Source organism: Gordonia sp. UBA7860 (assembly GCF_002500165.1).
In the GTDB taxonomy this organism is placed as follows: domain Bacteria; phylum Actinomycetota; class Actinomycetes; order Mycobacteriales; family Mycobacteriaceae; genus Gordonia; species Gordonia sputi.
Genome location: NZ_DLSO01000085.1, coordinates 58,532 through 81,137, shown reverse-complemented (window position 1 = coordinate 81,137; position 22,606 = coordinate 58,532). Strand labels below are relative to the sequence as shown.

Below are 22,606 nucleotides of genomic sequence, written 5' to 3'. Positions count from 1 at the left end.
CCCCCCGAGGTGGGTGATCGTGCGGTTCCCGGTGACTGGGAAGGTGACTGCATCGTGGGCCGTGACGGGCGTTCGCAGATCGGCACGTTGGTCGAACGCTCGACCCGGTATGTGATGTTGCTGCATATGCCGACCACACGCACCGGTGAGGACCTGCGTGCTGCGTTGCAGGTGGCGATCGGCGGGTTGCCGGCGCACCTTCGGCGTTCGATCACCTGGGATCAGGGCTCGGAGATGCGTGGGGTTCATGCCCGTCGAAGTACGGCAGTGTGATCGCAGGCGTCTACGACATCCTCTCGACCGACGGAGTCAACGAGAAGGGGTTGGCGGGCCACATTCTGTGGCTTGCCGAATCCGAGTACGGTGCCCCCGACCCTGACCGCCCTCAGCTCGCGATGTCGATCTGGCTGCAGTTCTTCCTCGACAATTTCGCGTCGGTGGCAGAAGCCGTCCGGTGGGCAGAGGAAAACAACCCGCAGGTGATCCCCATGACGGATCCGACCGGTGGCAGCAAACCTGCGATCCACCTCGCGATCGATGACGCGTCGGGCGATTCGGCGATCTTCGAGTACATCGACGGCAAGCTGGACATCTATCACAGCGAGGACTACTGGGTGATGACGAATTCGCCCAGCTACGACCAACAACTCGAACTCGTGAAGAAGTATGAGGGTCTCGGCGGCGACCAACCACTTCCGGGTACATGCGCAGCTCCCGACCGTTTCGCTCGCGCCACCTTCTACGTGCACAACCAACCAGAGCCGAAGTCACGCGTGCAGGCCACGGCCGCCATGGCGAGCATTATCCGAAATGCTGCGCAGCCGTACCGGATTCCCGAACCCGGCAAGCCGGATGCGTCGACGACGCTGTGGCAGGTCGTCATCGACCTGACCAACCCCCGCTACATCTTCGAGTCCGTCACGTGCCCGAACGTCGTGTGGGTGGATTTGAAAGACCTCGACTTCACCGAGGGTTCTGGCGACGCCAAGTTGGATCTGGTCAAAGGTCTCGCGGTCGAGAATGGGCTTGCGGGCAATGTGGCCCACAAGTTCGAAAAGCATAAGTTCCATATCGTTTCCATCGAACAGGCGAAACTGATCGGCGAAGTAGCCGCCAAGGCGAAAGAAGGCTTGGATTCGACGAAGCCGATAGAGGATCGCATCAAGGCGGTCCAGGAAAAGGTGGACGCAACGCTCGCGGAATTCGTCGACGCGACGTGAGGCGGTGTGGCCTGCAGGGTCACACGTTCCCGACACATTCGGCGGTACGCATTGCGTAGCGGAATGTGGCACCGCCGCCCCGGCGTTGCACAGAGCATGAGTACTTTACCTATCGACGTGTGGTCGGACATCGCCTGCCCGTGGTGCTATATCGGCAAGCGCAACCTCGACGCCGCGCTCGTGCTCCTCCAAGATTCCAACGCTGTCGACTCCAACGCTGTCGACTCCAACGCTGTCTCTGTGGACTTCCACAGCTACCTACTCGCGCCTGACACACCGCCGGAGACGGACGCTCCCGAGATCGATTTCTTGGTGCAGAGCAAGGGGATGCCTGCCGATCAGGTCAGGCAGATGTTTGCCCACGTCACCCAGGTCGCCGCCGATGCCGGTCTGCACTACGACTTCGACATCGCCCGACACGCCAACACCCGCAAGGCCCACGAGCTGCTGCATTACGCCAAAAGCGTTGGGCGGCAGGCTGATATGGCCGAGCGTTTGTTTGCCGCACACTTCACCGAGGGCAAGCGCCTCGGCGACGTCAATGAACTCACCGACCTCGCAGCCGAGATCGGCCTGGACCGGGACGACGTCGAAAATGCCTTGCGCACAGGGACGTACGCGAACGTCGTCGACGCCGATCTCGACCAGGCGAGCGCCTACGGGATCAGTGGTGTGCCGTTCTTCGTGATCGACGGTCGCTACGGGATCTCGGGTGCGCAACCGCCGGAGGTGCTTGCCCAAGCCATCGGTCGGGTTCTCTCCGAGCGCGCTGAAACCTGATGTAATCCGACCGAGGGGCCCAGAGCGGCACTGCCTGGGATTACACGGTCAATTGCCCGCGTTGAACCAGCTCAGCGCTGTGGTCGAAGTGAGTTCTTGGCGGTCAACTGGCCGTCGGGTTGATCGACGAACTGTCCGTCGCAATGTCCGGCTGCTGCACGCGAAACAGCTCGGAAAACTCCGGGATTGACGGCCTCGGCGGTGTGTTCGGTGTAGCCGGTCGGCGCGACGAATGCGGGCAACGGCGTGACACGGCACTGACCGCCGTCGAGGTCGCCGGTCACCCATTCGTATGCACTGCGGATGCGGTAGTACTTGGTGGGGCCGGGGGTGTCGTCTCCTGCATTGAGATCGCGCAGGAACGCACTGCCCGGACACAACTGTCCGTCTGTGCCGGGTTGGTTGCATCCGCCCGGCGAGCCGTATTCCGGTGTGCCGACGGCGATTACGTTCGCCACCTTCGACGCGCCGCCGAGGTTCTTCACGTAGTAGCGCGTCGTCACGCCACCGACGCTGTGTCCGACGAGCGACACCGGCGTCGACGGCCTGGCCGCCTTCTCCGCATCGACGGCCCTGCCGATGGCGTGAGCGTCGGAGACGAGTTGCGTTCCCATGAGGTCGAGGACGCGCACTCGGTAGCCATCACGGCGCAGCGCGTCGGCCATCAGGGTGTACGGAGTGGCTCCGAACGACTGGCCGGGGACGATGAGCAGCGTCCCGCGGGGCGCTGCCGCATTCGCGGTGGTCGTCGGCGCTGCCACTGCAGCCCCGGCGGCGGCGGCGGTGAAGGCGACGATCGCAGTAAGGCGGCGCAGAATTCCCATGCGCGCCATCTAATCATGCTTAGCCTTGCCTTACTAGCCCGCGCGTTTGCACTCGGCCCCGACCACGCGCTCGCCGAGATGCTTCTTGCCGACTTAATGATCGTCGACGCGTGGAAGCCGTTTGGCGACAACACTTTTCTCGAGATCGAGCGCGCTGTCCGCGATGGGCGTCCGCACGAGACGATGGGCGGGCGCTCACTCAACGACGACTGCATGGACACCCTGTACACGTATCTCGTCAACGCGGCGAAGGGTCCGCGCATCAGCGACCACGTCGACTCGCCGTCGCGCCGCGCGAACGACACATTCCCGTATCTCGTGCCCGCCAATCCGAATCCGCCCGCGGGGCCCGGCCCTCACTGAAGTGCGACCATTCATCTGGAAGACTCGGTGCCATGTCCTCTGAGCCGTCTTCTGGGCCCGGTGCGCCCAGCCCCGTCTCCAGCCTGCCCAACCTGCGCGACCTCGGTGGGTACCGAGGACACGATGGAAGGGTCGTTGTATCCGATCGGTTGTACCGTTCGACGGATTTCCGGTCCATGGCCACCGCCGATCTCCCGTCCTTCGAGAAGCTCGGTGTCCGCACGATCTACGACCTGCGGTCGACGGCTGAGCGGACCGCACTTCCCGATCCCGCGCTTCCCGACGTCGCCGACATCCACCTCGACGTCCTTGCCGATTCGGAGACCGCGGTACCGGCAAATCTGCAGCGGTTCTTCTCCGACCCGGAGACCGTGAAGATGGCCTCACGTGAACTCGCGGGCGGTAAAGCCGCCGAAGCCATCGCGGCCACCTACCGCGGAATGGTCTCGCTACCGAGCGCTGTGCGCTCCTACCGCGGCTACTTCCGGGGGCTCCTCGGCGAATACGACGGTCCGTCGCTGTTCCACTGCACGACAGGCAAAGACCGCACCGGCTGGGCGGCAGCGTCGCTGCTGGCGCTGCTCGGCGTCGACAAGGACGACATCTATCACGACTATCTGCTCACCAACGAGCGCCTGATCCCCTCGTTGAAGCCGATCTTCGACGACTTCGCGGCAGCGGGCGGCGACCCGGACGTGCTACTTCCGGTCCTCGGCGTCGACCCCGCCTACCTCGACGGCGCGTTCGACGAGGTACGGCAGAAGTTCTCCGACATCGAGGGTTACTTCCTCACCGGACTTGGATTCGACGACGCCGCGCTCGCCACGCTGCGCGACACCTACCTCGTCGCGGACTGATCGTGATCACTGCGCGCCGCAGTGGTGTCGACCGGTGAATCCCCGCAGCGGAGGGCATCGGCATGCAGTGCGTCGGGCGTGGCGGGTGGCGCACGTGGCAGCCACCGTTGCTATCCCGTGGATGCTAGCGGTCTATTACTGGACATCAGCGGACCGATACACCATCGAGGGTTCGGGCCGTGTGGCCGCGCACTTCCACATGGCGGCGGCAATAGCTGCGGCGGTCCTGTTCGTAGATGCAGTGGTCCTGCGTGTCATTGGTCGGAGCGCCGCGGCGACGGTACCCTTCGCGATCGTGTGGGCGGGCGCCCTTGCATACTCGCTCAACGGGATTCGCACGTTCAGCGGTAAGGAATTCAAGGACTACTGCGGGAACGTCGAGTTGTGCATCCCCGACCTCGATTTGTTCGTGGGTGCGGTTCCGTTCGCGCTCGCGATGTCGTGCGCCGCGGTGTGCTCGATCGTCGTTGACCGCAAGCGTCGATCTGAGCGATTGACGGTGGAGGCAATCCACAACGGCTGAGCCGGGTCGGCTGGTGTCAAAACCGGGTGCCGCCCTAGCGGAACACGATGCACGTGGTGCTGCCGTGCGCGACGAGCTTGCCGTCGGACGAGAACACCTTGCCCTCGGCGGTGGCGGTACGCCCGCCGACGTGGATGATCTCGCCGACGCCGGTGAGTTCGCCGTCGTCGGTCTGCACGGCGCGAATGTAGTTGACCTTCAGTTCCAGCGTCGTATAGCCGGCGCCCGCGGGAAGGGTTGTGTGGATGGCGCAGCCCATCACGGAGTCGAGGAGCGTCGCACAGATACCGCCGTGGACGGTGCCGAGCGGATTGGCGAAGTCGGGTTGCGGGGTGACCGCAAAACTGACCGAACCCTCGTCTACGCGGACCGGGCGCATGCCGAGTAGTCGGCCGATGCTGGGGTGTCCGTCGTCGGGATTGTCGGCCCAGGCGCGAAGCAGCTGCAGGCCTGACATGGCTGTCGGATCGCTCGGTGCTGCTGTATCTGAGGTGGATTGCTTCATGACTATGTATCCTTGCATAGAAGCGATCAACTATGAAGGCCTACATAGTCGAGTTCTGAGAAAGGTGGCGTGACAGTGGCTCACGATGACGGCGAACTCGGCCCGCGGGACCGGATGATCGTGTACGCGGCAGACCTGATCGGTCGAGACGGTGTGCCGGGGACGTCCATCGGCGACGTTCTCGCGGCCAGCAAGGCGCCACGCGGTTCGATCTATCACCACTTCCCGGGCGGGAAGTCGGAGTTGATGACCGAGGCCGTACGGTATGCGGGCGAGTTCATCTCGTCGCGAATCGCTGACACCCACGCCGGTTCTGCCGCTGATGCCGTGGTCTCTATCGGCGACGTCTGGCGCAAGATGCTGGTCAGCACCGATTTCCAGCGCGGCTGCCCGGTGCTCGCGGGCGGACTCGCGCGGCGGGCCGAGCCGGCGACGGCCGACGAGGCCGACGAGATCTTTCGACGCTGGAGCCACCAGATCGCGGCGCGCCTCGTCTACGAGGGAGTCGACGACGCGCGCGCCGACTCGCTGGCCAATCTGATCATCGCGGGTATCGAGGGGGCTGTCGGGCTGTCGATGACCCAGCGCAGCGTCGAACCTCTTGATCTGGTGATCGGTGAGCTCTCGCGGTTATGCGAATCCGCGGTGGTCGTGGCCTGAAACCACCCGCTCTCTCGAGCGTCACGGGCATCACTCGCCGAACTCGGGCCGGAGGTCTCTACACGGTGTCGTGCGCCACATAGTAGGTTCTCCCACAGGTCCGGGGGCAGGGGTTGCCGTCGGTACGGCCAGGGGAGGTGGAATCGTGACGCCGGTGTATCGGGAGGCGCTGGGTTCCGACTTCGACAACCTGCACCCCAATGTCGCGTGGCGGTACTCGATCGACTCGACGTCGGGTGTTGCCCAACTCGGCAGCGGAATCTACGAGTCGGTCTACGTATCGTCGGCGCTGCCGCCCCCGCTCGTCTGGTTCTACGCCAAGCGCAACGCTTTTCCGGCACGGTCGAGTCGAATGGTGCCGTTCACCCAGAATCAGTACTGCTACGTCGACGAGCTCGGCCGGGAATCGCTGGCCGTGCTGCGCACCTTCTCGTACGGCAACGGCGACCGCGCGCTCAACTCACTTCTGGTCGACGGCAGGTCGGGACTCGTCGACTACTTCGGCGACGGCCCCGATCTGCTGTGGCCCATCGAGCCGTCGGTGACGCGGGCAGGCGAACTGCTTCTCGAGAGCGGGCCGATGCGCTGGCTCGGTCGCGGACCCAAGGTCGGAATGAAGGGCATGTTCGCCACGCAGATGAAGTACATCGAGGGGTGGGATGACGAGCACGAGCGTTTTCGCTGCGACGCCACCGTGCGCAATCCCGTCATCGGTGAGGTCATCCACTTCCGCGGTTGGTTCACCGCTGTCGATGTCGCGTGCGGTCTGCGCGACATCCCCGACGAGGCATGGCCGCTCCATCTCGTCGACCGCGAGGATTGACGTCATCCCGATCACACGCACAGGGTAGGTTGCTCATCATGGCCGTCTCAGCAAAGACCGAATTCGATATCGCCGCACCGTTATCGGTGGTGATGGAAGTCCTGATGGACGTCGAGTCACTCCCGGAATGGTCCGGCCCCCACAAGGCAGCGCAAATCGTCAGCACCCACGATGACGGCACGCCCGACGAGGTCTCGATGACCGTCAACGCGGCAGGCATCAACGACGACCAGTCCGTGAATTACTCGTGGACCGACACCACCTGCGAGTGGACGCTGATCAAGTCGACGACGCTCTCGGAGCAGCAGGGCAAGTACACGTTGACCGATAACGGTGATAGCACGCACGTCGAATTCGAGTTGCTGGTCGACCTCAAGATCAAACTGCCCGGACTCATCGTGAAGAGGGGACAGAAGGTCGCCGTCGACACCGCGCGCAAAGGCTTGACCGCCGAGGCTGAGCGTCGCGCAAAGGCTTGAGCCACATAGCTTTTCGTCCTTCCTGACAACAACGCCGGAGCTCCCGTTCGGGGGTTCCGGCGTCGTTTCCTATCCGTTACCTGAGAACGTGGGTTCCGCGGTATTCGTGAGGACTGTGGCGGGGTACGCTGACGGGGCTGTCCGCGTCTGCGCGACGCCCGAACGTCTTCTGGAGGCCAAACAAATTGCGTATCAACACTTTTGCCGTCCGTATCGTCGCCGTCGTCTGCGGAGGTGCGGGATTAGTTGCCGGGTTCACGCTCGGCGGCGGTGATGCGCACGCGGCCACAGAATGTAATGCCGCCAACGGCACTTCGGTGCAGCACATTTCGGGCACCAGCGGTTGCGGTGCACGCGCGGGCGCAGGCAGCACGGCCAGTGCCAGTGATGCCTCGTCGAGCGGCACCGCAGTGGCAGTCGCAGACGGCGGAGGGCACGCCCGCGCACACAATCTGCAGCCGGGATCGACGGCGCTGGCCGGAGCCAACTCCGGCGGCAACGCCTACTCGGTGACCACCGGCCCCGGCTCGATGGCGATCGCGCAGGCGCGTCGCGGGAGCAACTCGGTCGCTGTCGGTGGATGGGGTGGCCAGGCGGTCGCGACGCAGCAGGGTGTCTCGTGCACCGGTGGGTTCGCGGCGGCAGCTGATTCGGGCAGCGGCAAGGCATGCCTGCGTTCGGGGTCGATCAGCCTGCGCAACTGAAGCGTGTGCCTCGACTGAACACGCGTAACTGAACTTCACGCGCACAGCCGACTGCCGACGCCCCGAGGGAGCGTCGGCAGTCGGCTTTTTGGGAGCCACCCCACGTTCTGGCCGACGCCGAGTTCACCTCATTGCCACGCAGCGTTTGCCGGATACGCATATCGTTGGGTAGTGACCGAGTTACACGATCTCGAAGCCGTCGGCCCCGATTTCAGCAAGTTGAACGGACGTGAAGCCCTTCAACAGCTTGTCGATCTCAAGGACACCACGCAGTTCACGGTGAACGACGATGATGACGACGACCCGATCCTCCTCACGCTTCCCGAGCGCAACGTCGTCGACACCTGGCGCGAGGACTATCCGTACGACGAACGCATGAGCCGCCGTGAGTACGAGATCACGAAGCGTCGCCTGCAGATCGAACTGTTGAAGATGCAGAAGTGGTCCAAGCAGACCGGCCAGCGTCACCTGTGGCTCTTCGAGGGCCGCGACGCTGCGGGCAAGGGTGGCACCATCAAACGATTCAACGAGCACCTCAACCCGCGCGGCGCGCACACCGTCGCACTGGAGAAGCCCAGCGAGCGCGAGTCGACACAGTGGTACTTCCAGCGGTACGTGCAGCACCTGCCCGCGGGCGGCGAGATCATCTTCTTCGACCGGTCCTGGTACAACCGGGCCGGCGTCGAGCGGGTCATGGGATTCTGCACAGACGAGCAGTACGACGAGTTCATGCGACAGGCCCCCGGGTTCGAGAAGATGCTCGTCGACGACGGCATCAGCCTGGTGAAGTTCTGGTTCTCCGTCACGCCGCTCGAGCAGCGCACCCGGTTCGCGATCAGGCAGATCGACCCCGTGCGGCAGTGGAAGCTCTCGCCGATGGATCTCGCCTCCCTGGACAAGTGGGACGCATACACCGCGGCCAAGGAGAACATGTTCGAGCGCACCGACACCGACCATGCGCCGTGGATCGTCGTGAAGAGCAACGACAAGAAGCGTGCCCGCATCAATGCGATGCGCTACGTGCTGTCACTGTTCGACTACGAGGGCAAAGACGAAGAGATCGTCGGCCGGCCGGATCCGCTGATCGTCGGGCGTGCCCGCGATCTGGTCGGGGAGTGACGGCCACGGAACACTCATCGAGAGGTCAGCTTCGAGCGGTAGCGTCATAGCCGTGCGAACCTTCCTCAGCGGTCTGGCGACGATCGTCGCGGTCGTGGCCATCATCCTTGCGGTACCCGCTGTGTGGATCAGCGAACGAATCGTCGACGACGCCGGCTTCAGCTCACTGATCGAGCCGGTCGGCCACGACCAGGCGGTCAAGGACTACCTGGCGGGCGAGATCACCGAGCAGATCGCCTCGCGGACGTCGATCTCGGGGGCCGACGCAGTGGTGCGGCCACTCGCCAACGCTTATACCAACAGTTCGCAGTTCCCCGCCGACTTCGCCGACGTCGCCACGCAGCAACATCAGTGGTTGTTCGACGAAGCATCGGATCCCAACGCGCCGATGCAACTCGACATCACGTCGATGGTCAACCGCGTGCTCGAGAACGCGCGTGTCGGTGTCAGCGTCTCCGGACCGATCACGATTCCCGTCTCCAGCGGCGACACCGGCCTGCACGCGGGCGCGTATCACCGAGCCGGGGAGCAGATCACGACGATCGCCAAGGTGTCGGTGATCGTGGGGATCATCGCTGCGGTCATCGCGCTGCTTGTGGCGAGGCGACGCGGGACCGTGATCGCGTGGCTGGGCATCGCGACGGTCATCGCGGGTGTGGTGTGCTGGGCGGGCGCGAATCTCTACGGGACCTACCTGAAGAACGACATCGCGTCGTCAGAGAACAACGCCAAACCAGTTGCCGACGTCGTCATCGACACCATCTCGCACGAACTGCAATGGACCGGCGTGATCTCGATGCTCGTGGGCGCGGGCATCCTGGTGTTCGGAATCATCATCCGGCTCGCCTTCGGCGGACGGCGATGACTGCGCGCCTTCGGCGGACGGCGATGACTGCGCGCCTTCGGCGGACGGCGATGACTGCGCGCCTGCGGCCGGGAGAGATGGCCCGATGACCGCGAACGCCGTCGACTTCTCCGTTCCGCAGCGTGCGCCAGATGTCGTCGACGACATGGTGTTGGCTGACGGCACCCATACACCGGTGCGGATCTTCCGCGCGGAGGCAGACTCTGCCGGGCCGCTGGTTGTCCTGTTCCCCGGATTGGGAACCCCGGCAAGCTACTTCGACCTGTTCGCCACCCGCTGTTCCGCCGCCGGGGTGTCGGTCGCGTGCGCCGACCTGCGGGGGCAGGGCGCAAGCAGGCCACGCCCGTCGCGCGCCAGCGTGTTCGGCCAGCAGGAGATGGTTGTCGACGACGTGCCGTCGGCCATCGCCGTTGCCCGACGACACGTCCCCGACGGCCCGCTGTACCTCGCCGGGCACTCGATGGGCGGGCACATCGTGTCGCTGTATGCCGCGCGGCAGGCTCACCGCGCTGCCGAAGGCGGCCGACAGCTCGGCACCGACGGCAGTCACCGACTGAGTGGACTCATCCTGATTGCCTCCGGTGTGCCGTTCCACAAGCTCTACCGCGGCGGCTCGGGTCTGCGGGCCTCACTGGGGCCACTGGCGATGTACCGCATCTCGCACGCCGTCGGCTTCTGGCCGGGGACGGTCGTCGAGGGCTACGGCAGGCAGTCCCGCGTGCTCATCCGCGATTGGACGTACCTGAACAGGCACGGCCGATTCAGTCCCCGCGGTGCCGACATCGATTACGAGGCCGCTTTCGGCGAGATCGACATCCCGGTGTTAGCGGTGACGATCGGTGCCGACTCCGACGCACCGCCACCCGTCATGGGCGCGTTGACCGCGAAGTTCACGCACGGCGCCGTCGATCATCGGCACATCGCGGCACCTCTCGGACACAATCGTTGGGCGCGCGACTCGACCGCACCTCGCCTGGTCGTCGAGTGGCTGTCGGAGCTGTGAGTCTCCTCGGAGGATGACCGGCAGGCGTCGATCGCGGGCGCGGTAGCCGTCGGTGCGTCACACTTGACCACGATGACGCAGGCAACCGGTGATGTGAGGACAGGCGGGCTACCACGACGTGTGGCAACCCACGTCGTGTCCTGCCTGCGCAGCGCACCCCTGACCTTCCTCTGGCTTGCGGTGCTGTTGGCGACGACCATCGCACAGCACCTGATGAGCCCCGCCGACCTCGACCGCGTACTCGGCGCCCGGTCGACCAACCTCGAACACCTGACGCACGATCCCATCCACGTCCTGTGGACGAGCCTGTTCTGGATCGACGGCGCGTTCTGGCTGCCGTGGGCGGTGGCGTTCTGCATCTTCCACGTGCCGGCCGAGCGGTGGCTGGGGTCGTGGCGCTGGCTACTCGTCGGTGCGTCGGCGCACATCTTGGCGACCTTTGTCAGTCAGGGTGTGCTCGGGCTCGCCATCCGCGAGGGCGTCCGCAGCGCCGACATGATCCATGTGCAGGATGTCGGCGTCAGCTACTTCTTCGCCGGGGTGGTCGGAGTACTCACATATCGGATCGCTAGACCGTGGCGGTGGATCTACCTCGCGGGAGTGTTCATCTACTACGGCGTTCCGGTGATCACCGATCTCAGTTTCACCAACATCGGCCATCTGAGCGCCGCGCTGGTCGGGTTGGCGTGGTATCCGATCACGCGCGGTCGGGGCGAGGCGTGGGACCCCGTCGCCGCGGTCCGTCGATGGCGTGGGTGGAATGCGCGCGGACAGCATCCGTGACGCGCTGAGCGCTGTGCCTACGAGCCGTCGTCCCCGCCTTGCTTTTCGGTCTCACCCTGCTCGTCGGTCTTACCTAGTGTCTCCCAGAGGAACTCGTAGGCAAGCGCCGACTTGTATGCCGCCTGCTTGTTGTCGGCGGCGCCGCCGTGGCCGCCCTCGATGTTCTCGTAGTAGTCGACGGTGTGTCCGTTTTCTTCAAGCCGCGCAACAAGTTTGCGTGCGTGACCGGGGTGTACGCGGTCGTCGCGGGTCGAGGTCGTCACAAGGATCGGCGGGTAGTCGACGTCGCGTCGGATGTTCTGATATGGCGAGAACGGCTGCATGAACGCCCACTCGTCGGGGTCTTCCGGATTGCCGTACTCGGCCACCCACGACGCTCCCGCGAGCAACAGGTGATAGCGGTACATGTCGATCAGCGGCACCTGGCAGACGAGCGCACCGAAGAGCTCGGGATAGCGGGTGAGCATGACGCCCATCAGCAGTCCGCCGTTCGAACCACCCTGTGCACCAAGCTGTTCCGGAGTCGTGAAGCGTCGGATGACCAGATCCTTCGCGACGCTGGAGAAGTCCTCGTAGACCAGATGGCGTCCCGCCTTCTGGGCAACGGTGTGCCATGCGGGGCCGTACTCGCCGCCACCGCGGATGTTGGCGATCACATAGATGCCGCCGCGTTCGATCCATGCCCTCCCGGCAACTGTTAAATAGCCTGGGGTGAGCGCATTTTCGAATCCGCCGTACCCGTAGAGCAGCGTCGGACCACTCGTGACGTCGGTCCGTCGGACGACGAAGTAGGGGATGAGCGTGCCGTCGTCGGAGGTGGCGAAGTACTGCTCGGTGGTCACCGATGAGGCGTCGAAGAACTCGGGGCTGTGCTTGATCACGGTGGCGTCGTCCGAGCCGATCGTGCCGTGCAGCAGGCTGGGCGGTTCGGTGAACGACGTGGCCGACCAGAACACTTCGTCGCTGTGGTCGGGATCGGTGTCGAGCACGGAAATCGTTGCCAGGTTCGGCAATCCGGCGATCTCGACGGGCGACCAGTCGCCGACGGTCAGCACCGTGATCGATGTGTGCACGTCGTGCAGCGTCGTGATGATCAGGTAGTTCTTGGTGAACGTGAAGTCGACGAGGCTGGTGTGGCCGTCCGGCTCGAACAGGACTGTGGCGTCGCGGTTTCCGTCGAGGTAGGCCGGATAGTCGAACGTGAGGAGTGTGCCGGGCGCGTACGTGGGACCGTCTGGGCCCGACGGCGACCACTCCGAGCGCGTCATGACCAGCAGCCAGTCGCGTCGTACGCCCGCATACGCATCGGTGGGGACGTCGATGAGGACGAGCTCGCCGTCGCGGTTCTCGAAGAGCAGAGAGTTGAAGAAATCTGTTGCGCGGGAGACAAAGTGACGTTCGAACCCGGGAGTGTCGTCGTAGACCGCTCGGATCGAGATGTCGGACGGTTCGCCCGTGAAGACGGTGACGGCGTCATCGAGTGGGGTGCCGCGCGTCCAGCGTTTCGCGATGCGCGGGTATCCCGATTCGGTCAGCGAGCTGTGCCCGTCGGGTGCGGTACCGAAGTCGGTGCCGACGTAGACGTTGTCCTCGTCGATCCAACTCACCGTCGACTTGTTCTCGGGGAGCGTGAATCCGTCGGTGACCCAGGTGCGTGTGGTGAGGTCGAATTCGCGCACCACCGCGGCGTCGGCACCGCCGCGTGACAGCGAGATCAGCACGCGCCGATAGTCGGGGCCGCTGTCGGTTGGTGAACGCAGCGCCGTCGCGCCCTTCCACACCCAGTTCTCGTCCTCGGACTTCGCGAGCTTGTCGACGTCGATCAACACGTCCCACTCGGGATCGTCGGTGACGTAGGAGTCGAGTGTGGTGCGGCGCCACAGGCCGCGCGTATTGGTGGCGTCGCGCCAGAAGTTGTAGAGGTAGTCGCCGCGGCGTCGAACATAGGGAATGCGGTCGTCGGTGTCGAGAGCTTCGAGGGTCTGCTCCTCGATCTCGGCGAATCGCTTCGACGCGGTCAGCCGGTCGACGGTCGGGGCGTTATGCTCGCGCACCCAGTCGAGCGCGGAGTCGGAGGTGACCTCCTCGAGCCACAGGTACGGGTCGGTGCTCTCGGATGTCATCGGTGCGCAACCTCTCGTCGGGGACGTCTGGCATGGTCGATCGTCCGCTCACACGGACCTACTGGCCAAAATAGCGCGCCCACGCAGTGGGGTCGGTGCTCTGCTGGTCGCCGGCGTCGGCAGCGTGTCGATACGGTCGGGCGTGGATAGGCTCGGGAGGGTGAGCCGTTCCGTCCAGCATGTGCCCGCCCCCGTGCGCCGCAGTGCAGAGCCTGATCAGATCTCCGTGCGCGGGGCTCGGGTGAACAACCTGGCCGACCTCGACGTCGACATCCCGCTGCGCGCGCTGGTGGGGATCGCGGGAGTGTCCGGGTCGGGTAAGTCGTCGCTGGCACTCGGGGTGCTGTACGCGGAGGGGTCGCGGCGCTACATCGAGGCACTGTCGACCTACACCCGACGACGGATGGCGCAGGCGGCGCGCGCGAAAGTCGATTCCGTCGAACACGTACCGGCAGCGCTCGCACTGCGACAGCGACCTGCGCCACCGGGAGTGCGCTCGACGTTTGGTACGTCGAGTGAGTTGCTCAACGTGCTGCGGCTGATGTTCTCGCGCCTGGCGTCGCATCGATGTCCCAACGGCCACTACGTGCCCCCGACGATCGACGTCGCTGCCGAACGGCCGTTCTTCTGCCCGGTGTGCGGCGCGCAGGTCGACGCTCCCGGCGCCGAGGATCTCGCCTTCAACTCGCGCGGCGCGTGCCCGACGTGTGCGGGGACCGGCGTCGTACGGACCGTCGACGACGACGCGCTCGTCCCCGACCCCGACAAGACCCTCGACGAGGGCGCGGTGGTGCCGTGGAACATGTTCGGGTTCAACGTGCAGCCTGCCATCGCCCGCGAGTTCGGGGTGCGCACCGACGTGCCCTGGCGCGACCTCACCGATGACGAACGCGAGATCGTGCTCGACGGACCGGAGGAGAAGAAGCACATCACCGTCACGTCGAAGAAGGGTGTGCACGATCTCGACTTCACCTTCCGCAACGCCCGACTGACGGTCACCGAAGAGCTCAAGCGTGCCGACAACGAGAAGCGGCTCGCTCGGGTGAGCCGATTCCTCACTGTCGGAACGTGTCCCACGTGTGACGGCACGCGATTGAGCGACGCGGCGCGGGCACCACGGATCGGCGACGACAATCTGGCGGATATCACCGCGCTCTCGCTCGACGATGTACTCGCCTGGGCGCCAGGGGTTCCGACGACGCTGCCACCCGAGATGCGGGAAATGGCACAGGGACTCGTCGACACGCTGTTCGATATGGCGCGACGACTTGTCGAGTTGGGCCTCGGCTACCTCACCCTCGACCGCGCGGGCGCCACACTGTCGACGGGAGAGCGGCAACGCGTACAGCTCGCGCGGGCGGTACGCAATCGCACCACGGGCGTGCTCTACGTGCTCGACGAGCCGTCGATCGGTCTGCATCCCGCGAACATCGAAGGCCTGCTCGGTGTGATGAACGACCTTCTCGCCGACGGTAACTCGGTGGTCTTCGTCGACCATGACGTGCAGATTCTGCGTCAGGCGGGATGGCTCGTCGAGATCGGACCCGGATCGGGAAGCGACGGTGGCAGGGTCATCGCACAGGGGACGGTGTCGACGGTTTCTGACGACCCGGATTCGCGCCTGGCCGGATTCCTCACCGGCGCAGAGGATGTGGTGGTTCGCGCGCAGAGTCCGCGCGACCAGGTATTCGCGCTCGGTACATTCCATCTTGAGACGTCGGCGATTCACACCGTCGAACCCCTGACCGTCGACATCCCGCGTGGTCGGCTCGTAGCCGTCACCGGGGTGTCGGGCTCGGGCAAGACCACGATGGTGCTCGAGTCGTTTGTGCCGGCGCTTGCGGCGTTGTCGACCGAGCCGGCAGGGCGCCTCCCGCGGCACGTCGTCGAACTCGATGTCCCGGAACTGTCGTCGGGCAAGAGGTTTCATCCCCAGGTGGTCGACGCAACTCCGATCGGTATCAACGTACGATCCACTGTCGCAACCTATTCGGGTGTGATGGACGATCTCCGGCGTGCCTACGCCGACACCGACGCGGCACATGCTGCGGGTTTGACCGCCTCGGACTTCTCCTACAACACCGGATCGCTCTCGTGCCCGAGATGTGAGGGAACGGGCGAGGTCTCACTCGACGTACAGTTTCTGCCCGACATCGACATCGTGTGCCCCGAATGCAAGGGGAACAGGTTCGCGCCACGTGCGCGGGAGTTCACCCGCGACGGAGTGTCGCTTCCGGAGTTGCTCGGTTACACGATCCGCGACGCCGCGCGCGCAGTGTCGGGTCTGGCGCGAGTCACCAAGCGGCTCAAGGCTCTTGACGAACTGGGGCTCGGCTACCTCACACTCGGCGAATCGACGCCGGCGCTGTCGGGCGGCGAAGCGCAGCGTCTGAAACTGGTGAATCAGTTGCACCGCGACCAGTCCGACACGGTGTTCATCCTTGATGAGCCGAGCGTCGGGCTGCACCCGCTGGACGTGCGCACGCTACTTCAGGTGCTGACTCGACTGACCGAGCGCGGCGCAACGGTCATCGTCATCGAGCACGACCTCGACGTGATCGCCAACGCAGACTACGTCATCGACATGGGGCCAGGGGGTGGGGAAGCGGGCGGTCGGATCGTCGCGGTTGGCACGCCTGGCGAGGTGGCGACGGATTCGGCGTCGATCACCGGCCGCTACCTCGCGGAGCATGTGCGGAGCTGAGGGTGGTCTCGACAAGCTCGACCAGCGGATAGCGCTCGACCAGCGGGTGATGCTCGACCAGCGGCGGGAGCGCCTACTCGCGTTCCGGGCACCTCGTGCGCGAGTAGATCGTCGGCATGCACAGGTTGCAGTGCGTGCACTGCGAGCGCACGGCGGGGTCGTCGGCGATCCGCAGCGGTAGGTCGGGTTCGCGCAGCAGTGCGCGGCCCATCGCGAGAAAGTCGAAACCCTCACCCAGCGCAGTGTCCATCGTTGCGCGGTCGGTGATGCCGCCGAGCAGGATGATCGGCAGGTCGACGCTCTCACGCAGCCTGCGGGCCAGCGGCATCAGGTAGCCGGGGTGATAGTCGTAGTGCTTGAGGAAGAAGGGGCCCGCCGCCTTCAGCCCCCACCGCATCGCGCCGTGGAAGGCGTCGGCGAAAGCCTCACGCGGTGCGTCGCCGTGGAAGAGGTACATCGGGTTCAGCAGTGAGCTGCCTGCCGTCGGCTCGATCGCGTCGAGGTGGCCGTCCGATTCCAGAAGTCGCGCGACCTCGCACGCCTCGTCGACGTCGAATCCGCGCCACCTCCCGACGCCGCCGACGCCGTCGTACATATTCAGCTTCACCCAGACGGCAGCCGAATCGCCGACCTCGTCGCGCACCGACTCGACCACTTCACGCGCGAGCCGCGCACGATTGACCAGTGTGCCGCCGTATCCGTCGCGTCGATGGTTGAGCAGGGGTGAGAGAAAACAACTGATGAGATAGTTGTGGCCGCAATGGATTTCGAGTCCGTCGAAACCCGAATCGACCGCGATGCGCGCCGCCCGTCGAAACGATGTGCGGAGATCCGCGATGCGGTCAGCCGAGATCTTTCGTGTCACCGACATTCCCATCGGCGCCGGAATGCGCGACGGACCAAGGGCTTTCGCGCGATTCGACGCCGAGTTCGCGACCGGCCCCGCGTGGCCGAGCTGGGCAGCGGCAAGGGCACCTTCGGCGTGGATGGCGTCGGTGAGCCTGCGCAACCCCGATGCCGCCTCGGGACGCATCCAGATCTGATGTCGATCGGTCCGCCCCTCGGGGCCGACCGCGCAGTACGCAACCGTGCTCATGGCGACGCCGCCCGCCGCCACCTCGCGGTGGAACTCGACGAGATCGTCGGTGACGAGTGCGTCGGGGGTCGCACCCTCGAACGTCGCACATTTGATGAGGCGGTTGCGCAGCGTCAGCGGACCCAACCGTGCCGGTGCGAAGGGATCGGGGGTCGACGACGAGCCGTTCACGGGTTGTCCTCGGTACCGGCCGTGTTGCTCGTGGCCGCAGGTTGACCGAGTCCGGCTGTGACGAACTCGCTGAGCGACGCCACTGCGTCGTCGGACAGCGGACGGTCGGCGGAGAAGCGCGACAGGATCAGCTCGAAGGCGAGTGCCCAGCGTCGTCGAGCCTGGTCGTGGCCGAGGTTGCCGACCATCGCGACCAGCATGTCGGCCCACCGGTCGAGATCGAACCAGGCGCCGTGCCAGGGAGCCTCGGGACGCGCGTGGACGAAGCGGGCCAGGAGTTGCAGATGCAGATGTCCGGCGGGGTCGTGCTGGATCTCGACGAACGGGGTGAGCACGACGTCGACCAGCGCGGCGACGGAGTCGCGTGAGACATCGACGGAGCAGAGGGACGCCGCCCAGAGTGACGCGAGGCGCGCCTCGAGCAGTGCCGTCGCGAGCTGATCCTTCGATCCGAAGTGGTAGTGCACGGCCGCCGGATTGGCTCCCGCGCCCGCGCAGATGGCGCGCACGGAGACGGCGTCGTAGCCCTCGGTGAGGAAGAGGCGCTCGGCTGTCCGCAGCAATTGCTCGCGGGTGGGAGATGTGGACACGCTCATGCGGCGATTCAATCAGTGATTGAACGACGCGGTGGCCGATTCGCGGTAACGGTCGATTCGGACCAGTCCGGGGGACGTTCTGCGCGCAGGTTGGCCCTAGTCGTAGGCTGGCAGTCGTGGCTGATCACTTTGAAACAGTTGTCCTGGGAGCAGGTCCAGGTGGGTACGTGGCCGCGATCCGGTCCGCCCAGTTGGGCATGAACACCGCCATCATCGAAGAGAAGTATTGGGGCGGTGTCTGTCTGAACGTTGGATGTATTCCGTCCAAGGCGTTGCTGCGCAACGCCGAGCTCGCCCACATCTTCAACCATGAGTCGAAGACGTTCGGGATGTCCGGGGATGTGACCTTCGACTACGGCTCGGCATTCGACCGCAGTCGTAGCGTCGCCGACGCGAGCGCCAAGGGCGTGCACTACCTGAACAAGAAGAACAAGATCACCGAGATCGAGGGCTACGGCACCTTCGTCGACGCCAAGACCATCAAGGTCGGCGACCGCGAGATCACCTTCGACAACGTCATCATCGACACCGGCTCGGTGGTCAAGCTCCTGCCGGGCGTCGAGCTCTCCGACAACGTCGTCACCTACGAGACCCAGATCCTCACCCGCGATCTGCCCGGCTCCATCGTCATCGTCGGCGCGGGCGCGATCGGTATGGAGTTCGGCTACGTCCTCGCCAACTACGGCGTCGACGTGACGATCATCGAGTTCCTCGACCGCGTGCTCCCCAACGAAGACGTCGACGTCTCCAAGGAGATCGCCAAGCAGTACAAGAAGCTCGGCGTGAAGGTCCTGACCTCCACCGGAGTCCAGACCGTCACCGACAACGGCAACGACGTCACCGTCACCTACAAGGACGCCAAGGGTAACGACGGAGAAGTCACCGTCGACCGCGTGCTCATGTCGGTCGGCTTCGCTCCCCGCGTCGAGGGCTTCGGACTCGAGAACACCGGCGTCGAGCTCACCGAACGCGGCGCCATCGCGATCGACGACTTCATGCGCACCAACGTCGACGGCATCTACGCGATCGGCGACGTCACCGCCAAGCTCCAGCTCGCACACGTCGCCGAGGCGCAGGGCGTCGTCGCAGCGGAGACCATCGCGGGCGCCGAGACCATGACACTCGGCGACTATCGGTTCATGCCGCGCGCGACATTCTGCCAGCCGCAGGTCGCCTCGTTCGGACTGACCGAGCAGCAGGCCAAGGACGCGGGCTTCAACGTCAAGGCCACCACGTTCCCGTTCAGCGCGAACGGCAAGGCGCGCGGCATGGGCGAGACCGCGGGCTTCGTCAAGCTCCTCACCAACGCCGACACCGACGAGCTTCTCGGCGCACACCTCGTGGGCGACAACGTCTCCGAGATGCTGCCCGAACTCACGCTCGCGCAGAAGTGGGACCTGACGGCCAAGGAACTGGCCCGTAACGTCCACACCCACCCGACCATGAGCGAAGCGATGCAAGAAACGTTCCACGGCGCGATCGGGCACATGATCAACCTGTGAGCCGCGCGTTGCGTCGTGTAGCCACGGCGCGATCGGGCACATGATCAACCTGTAGAACACACTGCAGCACAACCGAATACACGCGAGCCGGGACCGACGACGATGTCGGTTCCGGCTCGCGTCTCTTCAGCGACGAGGCTTCAGGGTAGGAGAGTTACGGCACGGGGCTCACGGCACGATGATCAGGGGGCACTGGGCTGAATGCAGAACCCGTTGGCTCGTCGACCCCAGTAGAAGCCCGGTGAATCCGCCGCGACCTCGACTGCCGACGACGACGACGTCGGATTCGGCCGACGCCTTGGTGAGTGCAGCAACCGGAGCGTCGTCGACGATCTGCGTGGTCACGCGCAAGCGGGGGAGGCGTCGTTTGATTGCTTCGACAGGTATGGCGAGTGCGCCTTCGATCTGGTGCGCGGCTGTGGTGAACGCTTTACGCGAGTGGTCGAAACCCGTTGCGTCCCAGGCCGAGAGCACGACAAGTTCAGCAGCTCGATCAGTCGCCTCGTGCGCTGCCCAATCGAGCGCCTCCAGTGATTCGGGAGAACCGTCGACGCCGACGGTGACCCGACCGTTGGGTGGGGCGTCGTTACTGTGCTCGCGTATCACCGCGAGGGGGCACACCGAGTGCGCCGTCAGCGCTGACGCTGTCGACCCGATGAAAGCCGCTGTGAGACGGCCGGTCCCGGACGCGCCGACGGCGATGATCGACGACGCCCGCGAGCGCGCGAGCAACTCGCCACGCGGCGAACCGGTGACGATGTGTGTGCGCGGCGCGAGATCGGGGTCCTCGTCGAGGGCGACCTCCGTCGCCGCACTGAGCGCAGCCTTGGCGCCGACGCGCGCGGCGTCGAAGAATGTCTCGGGTACGGCGAATTCGATCAGTGGGGGTGACGCGGCCTCGACTGCGAAGACGATGTCGAGGGTCGTCTGATGGATAGATGCGGTGTGCGCTGCCCAGCGCGCCGCTGCCAATGCGTTCGACGAACCGTCGATGCCGACGGTGATGGGTTCCGAGTACCTCATGACCCGAGTGTGCGCTGGTCAGCGACGCCGATCGTGAGGCTTACGTCCCAACCGGCGCGGGTCGCACGGCCCCCAACGGCGCCAGTGTGCGAGCCCAGCGATGTCGGACACGACGACTACAGTCGAAGAGTCGCGGGCAGGAAGGTTTGGGCAGGGAGAAACCGATGAGCAGGGGCGAGGCCACACGGTTGTGGACACCGTTGCAGCCGGTCGACGTCCGCGCGACGCTCGGGCTGCACCGGCGTGGCAGCGGCGACCCGGCTTTCCGATACGGAGCCGACGGTTCCATCTGGCGCGCGATACACACTCCCGACGGACCGGGCACGCTGGCCATCGCCACCGACGGTTCGACGATCCGCGGGCGTGCCTGGGGTCCCGGCGCCGCATGGCTACTCGACCAGATGCCGGACATGCTCGGCGCCTCAGACGACCCGGCCGCCCTGGTGCCGAAAGACGATGCCGTCGCTCGATTGATCGCGGCGTCGACCGGCTTGCGTATCGGCAGCAGCGGCCGCGTGTGGGAGGCGCTTGCGCCGGCGATCCTCGAGCAGAAGGTCGTAGGGACCGAGGCGTGGCGGGCGTGGCGGCACATACTGAAGCGATTCGGCGAACCCGCGCCGGGACCCGTTCCGCGCGACATGCGCGTGCCACCCCCGCAGGCCGACTGGGCGCGGATTCCGGTGTGGGAGTGGCATCGCAGTGGTGCAGAGCCCGTTCGGATGCGCACCATCAGAGGTGCGACGGCACTGGACGTCGAACGTCACCACGACAAGTTGGAGGTGCTCCGCGGAGTCGGCCCGTGGACTGTTGCGGAAACCCGAGCGCGAGCCGTCGGCGACGCCGACGTCGTGCCGGTCGGCGACTACCACATACCTGGTCTCATCGGCCATACGCTGATCGGCGAGAAGGTCGACGACGCCGGGATGCTGGAACTGCTGGAACCCTATGCGGGCCAACGCTATCGAATCGTGCGCATGGCCGAACTCCACGGCACCTGGGCACCGCGGCGGGGACACCGGATGTCGGTCCGCGACTATCGGGAGCTGTGATCGGCGTCAGGCAGTGGGTTCGGTTGTCAGGCAGTGGGTTCGGTTGTCAGCCAATGGGTTCGGGCATGCGCGCAACGCGGTACCCGCACTCGATCGTCGCGCCCGTGGCCTCGTCGGTCATCGCGACCCGCCACGAATCGGCGAACTGGTCTATCCCCTCAACCATCGGAATGGTTCCCGAGATCAGAATCGTGCCTTCGCGCAGCAACTTTCGTTCCGCGAGGACGTCGAGCCAGTAGTTCGGCGACAGCAGGTCGCCGAGGGTGCCGGACTGGATCAGGGTGTCTGGGGTGCCGCTCCCGTGCCCGACCCACGCCGACAAGGTGATGTCGTCGATGTGGTCTGCGACGTCGGACAGGCGCCACGCCGCGGTACCGAGCACGTCCGGTGACGCGTTCTTGCTCCACGCGACACCGTGAACTTCGAGTTCTCTGTCGGTGTGATCGCATGCGACGGTGAGCAAGACGTCGTCACGGGTGTCACCGGTGACGATCAGGGCCCACTCGGCCTCGCCGGAGGTACGACCGTGCTGCACTACGACCTTGTCAGTCTGCTGCGCGAGGTACGGCGAGATCGGATACAGCGACGGAGTGACTGCAGGCGCAGGTACTCCGAGCTCGGCGAGTTCTGTGATGTGGCTGGCAACGGCGGCCTGGTCGCGGCCTGCGTAGCCGGCATTGCACACGACCTGCGGTTCTACGGCGACCGACGATCCATCGGGGAGCGTAAATGTGAGCATGTGGGTCGGAGTCCTTTCGTAAACAGCCTGTTTCGATAGCGCTGAAACACTTGCGCATACGTCTTGTATACAGCAAGTATGGGAGGCACGTCACA

22 protein-coding genes and 2 pseudogenes are annotated in these 22,606 nt (G+C 65.3%); 17 read left to right on the top strand and 7 right to left on the bottom strand.

From position 1 onward, the window contains the following. From B3T59_RS11425 to B3T59_RS11415, 3 genes and pseudogenes are all read left to right on the top strand, one after another. Nucleotides 1–237 (top strand): annotated as a pseudogene (locus B3T59_RS11425) (transposase); the annotation flags it as partial. 17 nt (nt 238–254) lie between these two features. Continuing rightward, nucleotides 255–1,220, top strand: a pseudogene (locus B3T59_RS11420) (linear amide C-N hydrolase); the annotation flags it as partial. A gap of 96 nt (nt 1,221–1,316) precedes the next feature. Continuing rightward, nucleotides 1,317–2,000: a DsbA family oxidoreductase gene (locus B3T59_RS11415; RefSeq protein WP_005204844.1), complete on the top strand. Its 684-nt coding sequence runs from the start codon at nt 1,317–1,319 to the stop codon at nt 1,998–2,000. Nucleotides 2,001–2,071: 71 nt separating this feature from the next. Here the strand turns inward: B3T59_RS11415 and B3T59_RS11410 are convergent, their stop codons facing one another. Further along, entirely contained in the window at nt 2,072–2,833 is a 762-nt protein-coding gene (locus tag B3T59_RS11410) for an esterase/lipase family protein (protein ID WP_005204845.1), read from the bottom strand. 6 nt (nt 2,834–2,839) lie between these two features. Here B3T59_RS11410 and B3T59_RS11405 point away from each other — a divergent pair, with 6 nt between their 5' ends. The 3 genes from B3T59_RS11405 to B3T59_RS11395 all read left to right on the top strand — a co-directional run bounded on the left by B3T59_RS11405 (nt 2,840) and on the right by B3T59_RS11395 (nt 4,567). Beyond that, a complete protein-coding gene (locus B3T59_RS11405) occupies nt 2,840–3,187 on the top strand; it encodes a hypothetical protein (RefSeq protein ID WP_287003416.1) in 348 nt (115 codons plus the stop codon). Nucleotides 3,188–3,219: 32 nt separating this feature from the next. Further along, nucleotides 3,220–4,044 (top strand): tyrosine-protein phosphatase, encoded by an 825-nt coding sequence (locus B3T59_RS11400; RefSeq protein ID WP_039855163.1) that lies wholly within the window; start codon nt 3,220–3,222, stop codon nt 4,042–4,044. A gap of 94 nt (nt 4,045–4,138) precedes the next feature. After that, entirely contained in the window at nt 4,139–4,567 is a 429-nt protein-coding gene (locus B3T59_RS11395; protein ID WP_231894726.1) for a hypothetical protein, read from the top strand. 34 nt (nt 4,568–4,601) lie between these two features. Here the strand turns inward: B3T59_RS11395 and B3T59_RS11390 are convergent, their stop codons facing one another. After that, on the bottom strand, nt 4,602–5,090 hold the full coding sequence (locus B3T59_RS11390) for a PaaI family thioesterase (RefSeq protein WP_287003412.1): 489 nt from the start codon (nt 5,088–5,090) through the stop codon (nt 4,602–4,604). A gap of 96 nt (nt 5,091–5,186) precedes the next feature. On the opposite strand from B3T59_RS11390, the gene B3T59_RS11385 reads away from it, so the two are divergent. The 8 genes from B3T59_RS11385 (at nt 5,187) to B3T59_RS11350 (ending at nt 11,508) form a co-directional block, all read left to right on the top strand. Next, entirely contained in the window at nt 5,187–5,732 is a 546-nt protein-coding gene (locus B3T59_RS11385; RefSeq protein WP_082965575.1) for a TetR/AcrR family transcriptional regulator, read from the top strand. Nucleotides 5,733–5,877: 145 nt separating this feature from the next. Next, nucleotides 5,878–6,555, top strand: coding sequence for a DUF4166 domain-containing protein (locus tag B3T59_RS11380; RefSeq protein WP_005204855.1), 678 nt, complete (start codon nt 5,878–5,880; stop codon nt 6,553–6,555). 38 nt (nt 6,556–6,593) lie between these two features. Next, nucleotides 6,594–7,034 (top strand): SRPBCC family protein, encoded by a 441-nt coding sequence (locus B3T59_RS11375; protein ID WP_005204858.1) that lies wholly within the window; start codon nt 6,594–6,596, stop codon nt 7,032–7,034. A 185-nt stretch (nt 7,035–7,219) separates the two neighbouring features. Continuing rightward, nucleotides 7,220–7,738: a DUF6764 family protein gene (locus tag B3T59_RS11370; RefSeq protein ID WP_005204861.1), complete on the top strand. Its 519-nt coding sequence runs from the start codon at nt 7,220–7,222 to the stop codon at nt 7,736–7,738. A 171-nt stretch (nt 7,739–7,909) separates the two neighbouring features. Then, nucleotides 7,910–8,857 carry a polyphosphate kinase 2 gene (gene ppk2, locus B3T59_RS11365; protein ID WP_005204864.1) on the top strand — a complete coding sequence of 316 codons (948 nt, stop codon included), beginning with the start codon at nt 7,910–7,912 and terminating at the stop codon, nt 8,855–8,857. Nucleotides 8,858–8,909: 52 nt separating this feature from the next. Then, nucleotides 8,910–9,722, top strand: coding sequence for a hypothetical protein (locus tag B3T59_RS11360; RefSeq protein WP_005204866.1), 813 nt, complete (start codon nt 8,910–8,912; stop codon nt 9,720–9,722). A gap of 85 nt (nt 9,723–9,807) precedes the next feature. Next, nucleotides 9,808–10,725: an alpha/beta fold hydrolase gene (locus tag B3T59_RS11355; RefSeq protein ID WP_287003406.1), complete on the top strand. Its 918-nt coding sequence runs from the start codon at nt 9,808–9,810 to the stop codon at nt 10,723–10,725. A 72-nt stretch (nt 10,726–10,797) separates the two neighbouring features. Then, the gene (locus B3T59_RS11350; RefSeq protein ID WP_174273034.1) at nt 10,798–11,508 is read left to right on the top strand and encodes a rhomboid-like protein; all 711 of its coding nucleotides are present in this window, start codon (nt 10,798–10,800) and stop codon (nt 11,506–11,508) included. Between the two features lie 17 nt (nt 11,509–11,525). Here the strand turns inward: B3T59_RS11350 and B3T59_RS11345 are convergent, their stop codons facing one another. Further along, complete coding sequence (locus B3T59_RS11345) at nt 11,526–13,631, bottom strand: prolyl oligopeptidase family serine peptidase (protein ID WP_287003401.1); 2,106 nt, start codon at nt 13,629–13,631, stop codon at nt 11,526–11,528. A gap of 160 nt (nt 13,632–13,791) precedes the next feature. Here B3T59_RS11345 and B3T59_RS11340 point away from each other — a divergent pair, with 160 nt between their 5' ends. Further along, the gene (locus B3T59_RS11340; RefSeq protein ID WP_376782628.1) at nt 13,792–16,335 is read left to right on the top strand and encodes an excinuclease ABC subunit UvrA; all 2,544 of its coding nucleotides are present in this window, start codon (nt 13,792–13,794) and stop codon (nt 16,333–16,335) included. Nucleotides 16,336–16,408: 73 nt separating this feature from the next. Here the strand turns inward: B3T59_RS11340 and B3T59_RS11335 are convergent, their stop codons facing one another. Further along, nucleotides 16,409–17,602: an NADH:flavin oxidoreductase gene (locus B3T59_RS11335; protein WP_287003399.1), complete on the bottom strand. Its 1,194-nt coding sequence runs from the start codon at nt 17,600–17,602 to the stop codon at nt 16,409–16,411. Further along, nucleotides 17,599–18,198: a TetR/AcrR family transcriptional regulator gene (locus tag B3T59_RS11330; RefSeq protein ID WP_064905911.1), complete on the bottom strand. Its 600-nt coding sequence runs from the start codon at nt 18,196–18,198 to the stop codon at nt 17,599–17,601. Before B3T59_RS11330 ends, B3T59_RS11335 begins: the two co-directional genes overlap by 4 nt. A 116-nt stretch (nt 18,199–18,314) precedes the next feature. On the opposite strand from B3T59_RS11330, the gene lpdA reads away from it, so the two are divergent. Continuing rightward, the gene (gene lpdA, locus B3T59_RS11325; protein WP_287003395.1) at nt 18,315–19,700 is read left to right on the top strand and encodes a dihydrolipoyl dehydrogenase; all 1,386 of its coding nucleotides are present in this window, start codon (nt 18,315–18,317) and stop codon (nt 19,698–19,700) included. A gap of 168 nt (nt 19,701–19,868) precedes the next feature. Here the strand turns inward: lpdA and B3T59_RS11320 are convergent, their stop codons facing one another. Continuing rightward, nucleotides 19,869–20,723 carry a universal stress protein gene (locus B3T59_RS11320; protein ID WP_287003393.1) on the bottom strand — a complete coding sequence of 285 codons (855 nt, stop codon included), beginning with the start codon at nt 20,721–20,723 and terminating at the stop codon, nt 19,869–19,871. A 164-nt stretch (nt 20,724–20,887) separates the two neighbouring features. On the opposite strand from B3T59_RS11320, the gene B3T59_RS11315 reads away from it, so the two are divergent. Further along, on the top strand, nt 20,888–21,772 hold the full coding sequence (locus B3T59_RS11315; protein ID WP_287003391.1) for a DNA-3-methyladenine glycosylase family protein: 885 nt from the start codon (nt 20,888–20,890) through the stop codon (nt 21,770–21,772). Nucleotides 21,773–21,818: 46 nt separating this feature from the next. On the opposite strand, the gene B3T59_RS11310 is transcribed toward B3T59_RS11315, so the two are convergent. Next, nucleotides 21,819–22,511 carry a DUF2848 domain-containing protein gene (locus B3T59_RS11310; protein ID WP_287003389.1) on the bottom strand — a complete coding sequence of 231 codons (693 nt, stop codon included), beginning with the start codon at nt 22,509–22,511 and terminating at the stop codon, nt 21,819–21,821. Between the last annotated feature and the right edge of the window lie 95 nt (nt 22,512–22,606).

What these genes read in the sequence shown, in the direction of transcription:
- B3T59_RS11400 (WP_039855163.1), top strand. Translation starts at nt 3,220, where the DNA reads ATGTCCTCTGAGCCGTCTTCTGGGCCCGGTGCGCCCAGCCCCGTCTCC.
- B3T59_RS11415 (WP_005204844.1), top strand. Translation starts at nt 1,317, where the DNA reads ATGAGTACTTTACCTATCGACGTGTGGTCGGACATCGCCTGCCCGTGG.
- B3T59_RS11315 (WP_287003391.1), top strand. Translation starts at nt 20,888, where the DNA reads ATGAGCAGGGGCGAGGCCACACGGTTGTGGACACCGTTGCAGCCGGTC.
- B3T59_RS11320 (WP_287003393.1), bottom strand. Translation starts at nt 20,723, where the DNA reads ATGAGGTACTCGGAACCCATCACCGTCGGCATCGACGGTTCGTCGAAC.
- B3T59_RS11330 (WP_064905911.1), bottom strand. Translation starts at nt 18,198, where the DNA reads ATGAGCGTGTCCACATCTCCCACCCGCGAGCAATTGCTGCGGACAGCC.
- B3T59_RS11355 (WP_287003406.1), top strand. Translation starts at nt 9,808, where the DNA reads ATGACCGCGAACGCCGTCGACTTCTCCGTTCCGCAGCGTGCGCCAGAT.
- B3T59_RS11405 (WP_287003416.1), top strand. Translation starts at nt 2,840, where the DNA reads ATGCTTAGCCTTGCCTTACTAGCCCGCGCGTTTGCACTCGGCCCCGAC.
- B3T59_RS11375 (WP_005204858.1), top strand. Translation starts at nt 6,594, where the DNA reads ATGGCCGTCTCAGCAAAGACCGAATTCGATATCGCCGCACCGTTATCG.
- B3T59_RS11350 (WP_174273034.1), top strand. Translation starts at nt 10,798, where the DNA reads ATGACGCAGGCAACCGGTGATGTGAGGACAGGCGGGCTACCACGACGT.
- B3T59_RS11385 (WP_082965575.1), top strand. Translation starts at nt 5,187, where the DNA reads ATGATCGTGTACGCGGCAGACCTGATCGGTCGAGACGGTGTGCCGGGG.
- B3T59_RS11410 (WP_005204845.1), bottom strand. Translation starts at nt 2,833, where the DNA reads ATGGCGCGCATGGGAATTCTGCGCCGCCTTACTGCGATCGTCGCCTTC.
- B3T59_RS11310 (WP_287003389.1), bottom strand. Translation starts at nt 22,511, where the DNA reads ATGCTCACATTTACGCTCCCCGATGGATCGTCGGTCGCCGTAGAACCG.
- B3T59_RS11345 (WP_287003401.1), bottom strand. Translation starts at nt 13,631, where the DNA reads ATGACATCCGAGAGCACCGACCCGTACCTGTGGCTCGAGGAGGTCACC.
- B3T59_RS11390 (WP_287003412.1), bottom strand. Translation starts at nt 5,090, where the DNA reads ATGCAAGGATACATAGTCATGAAGCAATCCACCTCAGATACAGCAGCA.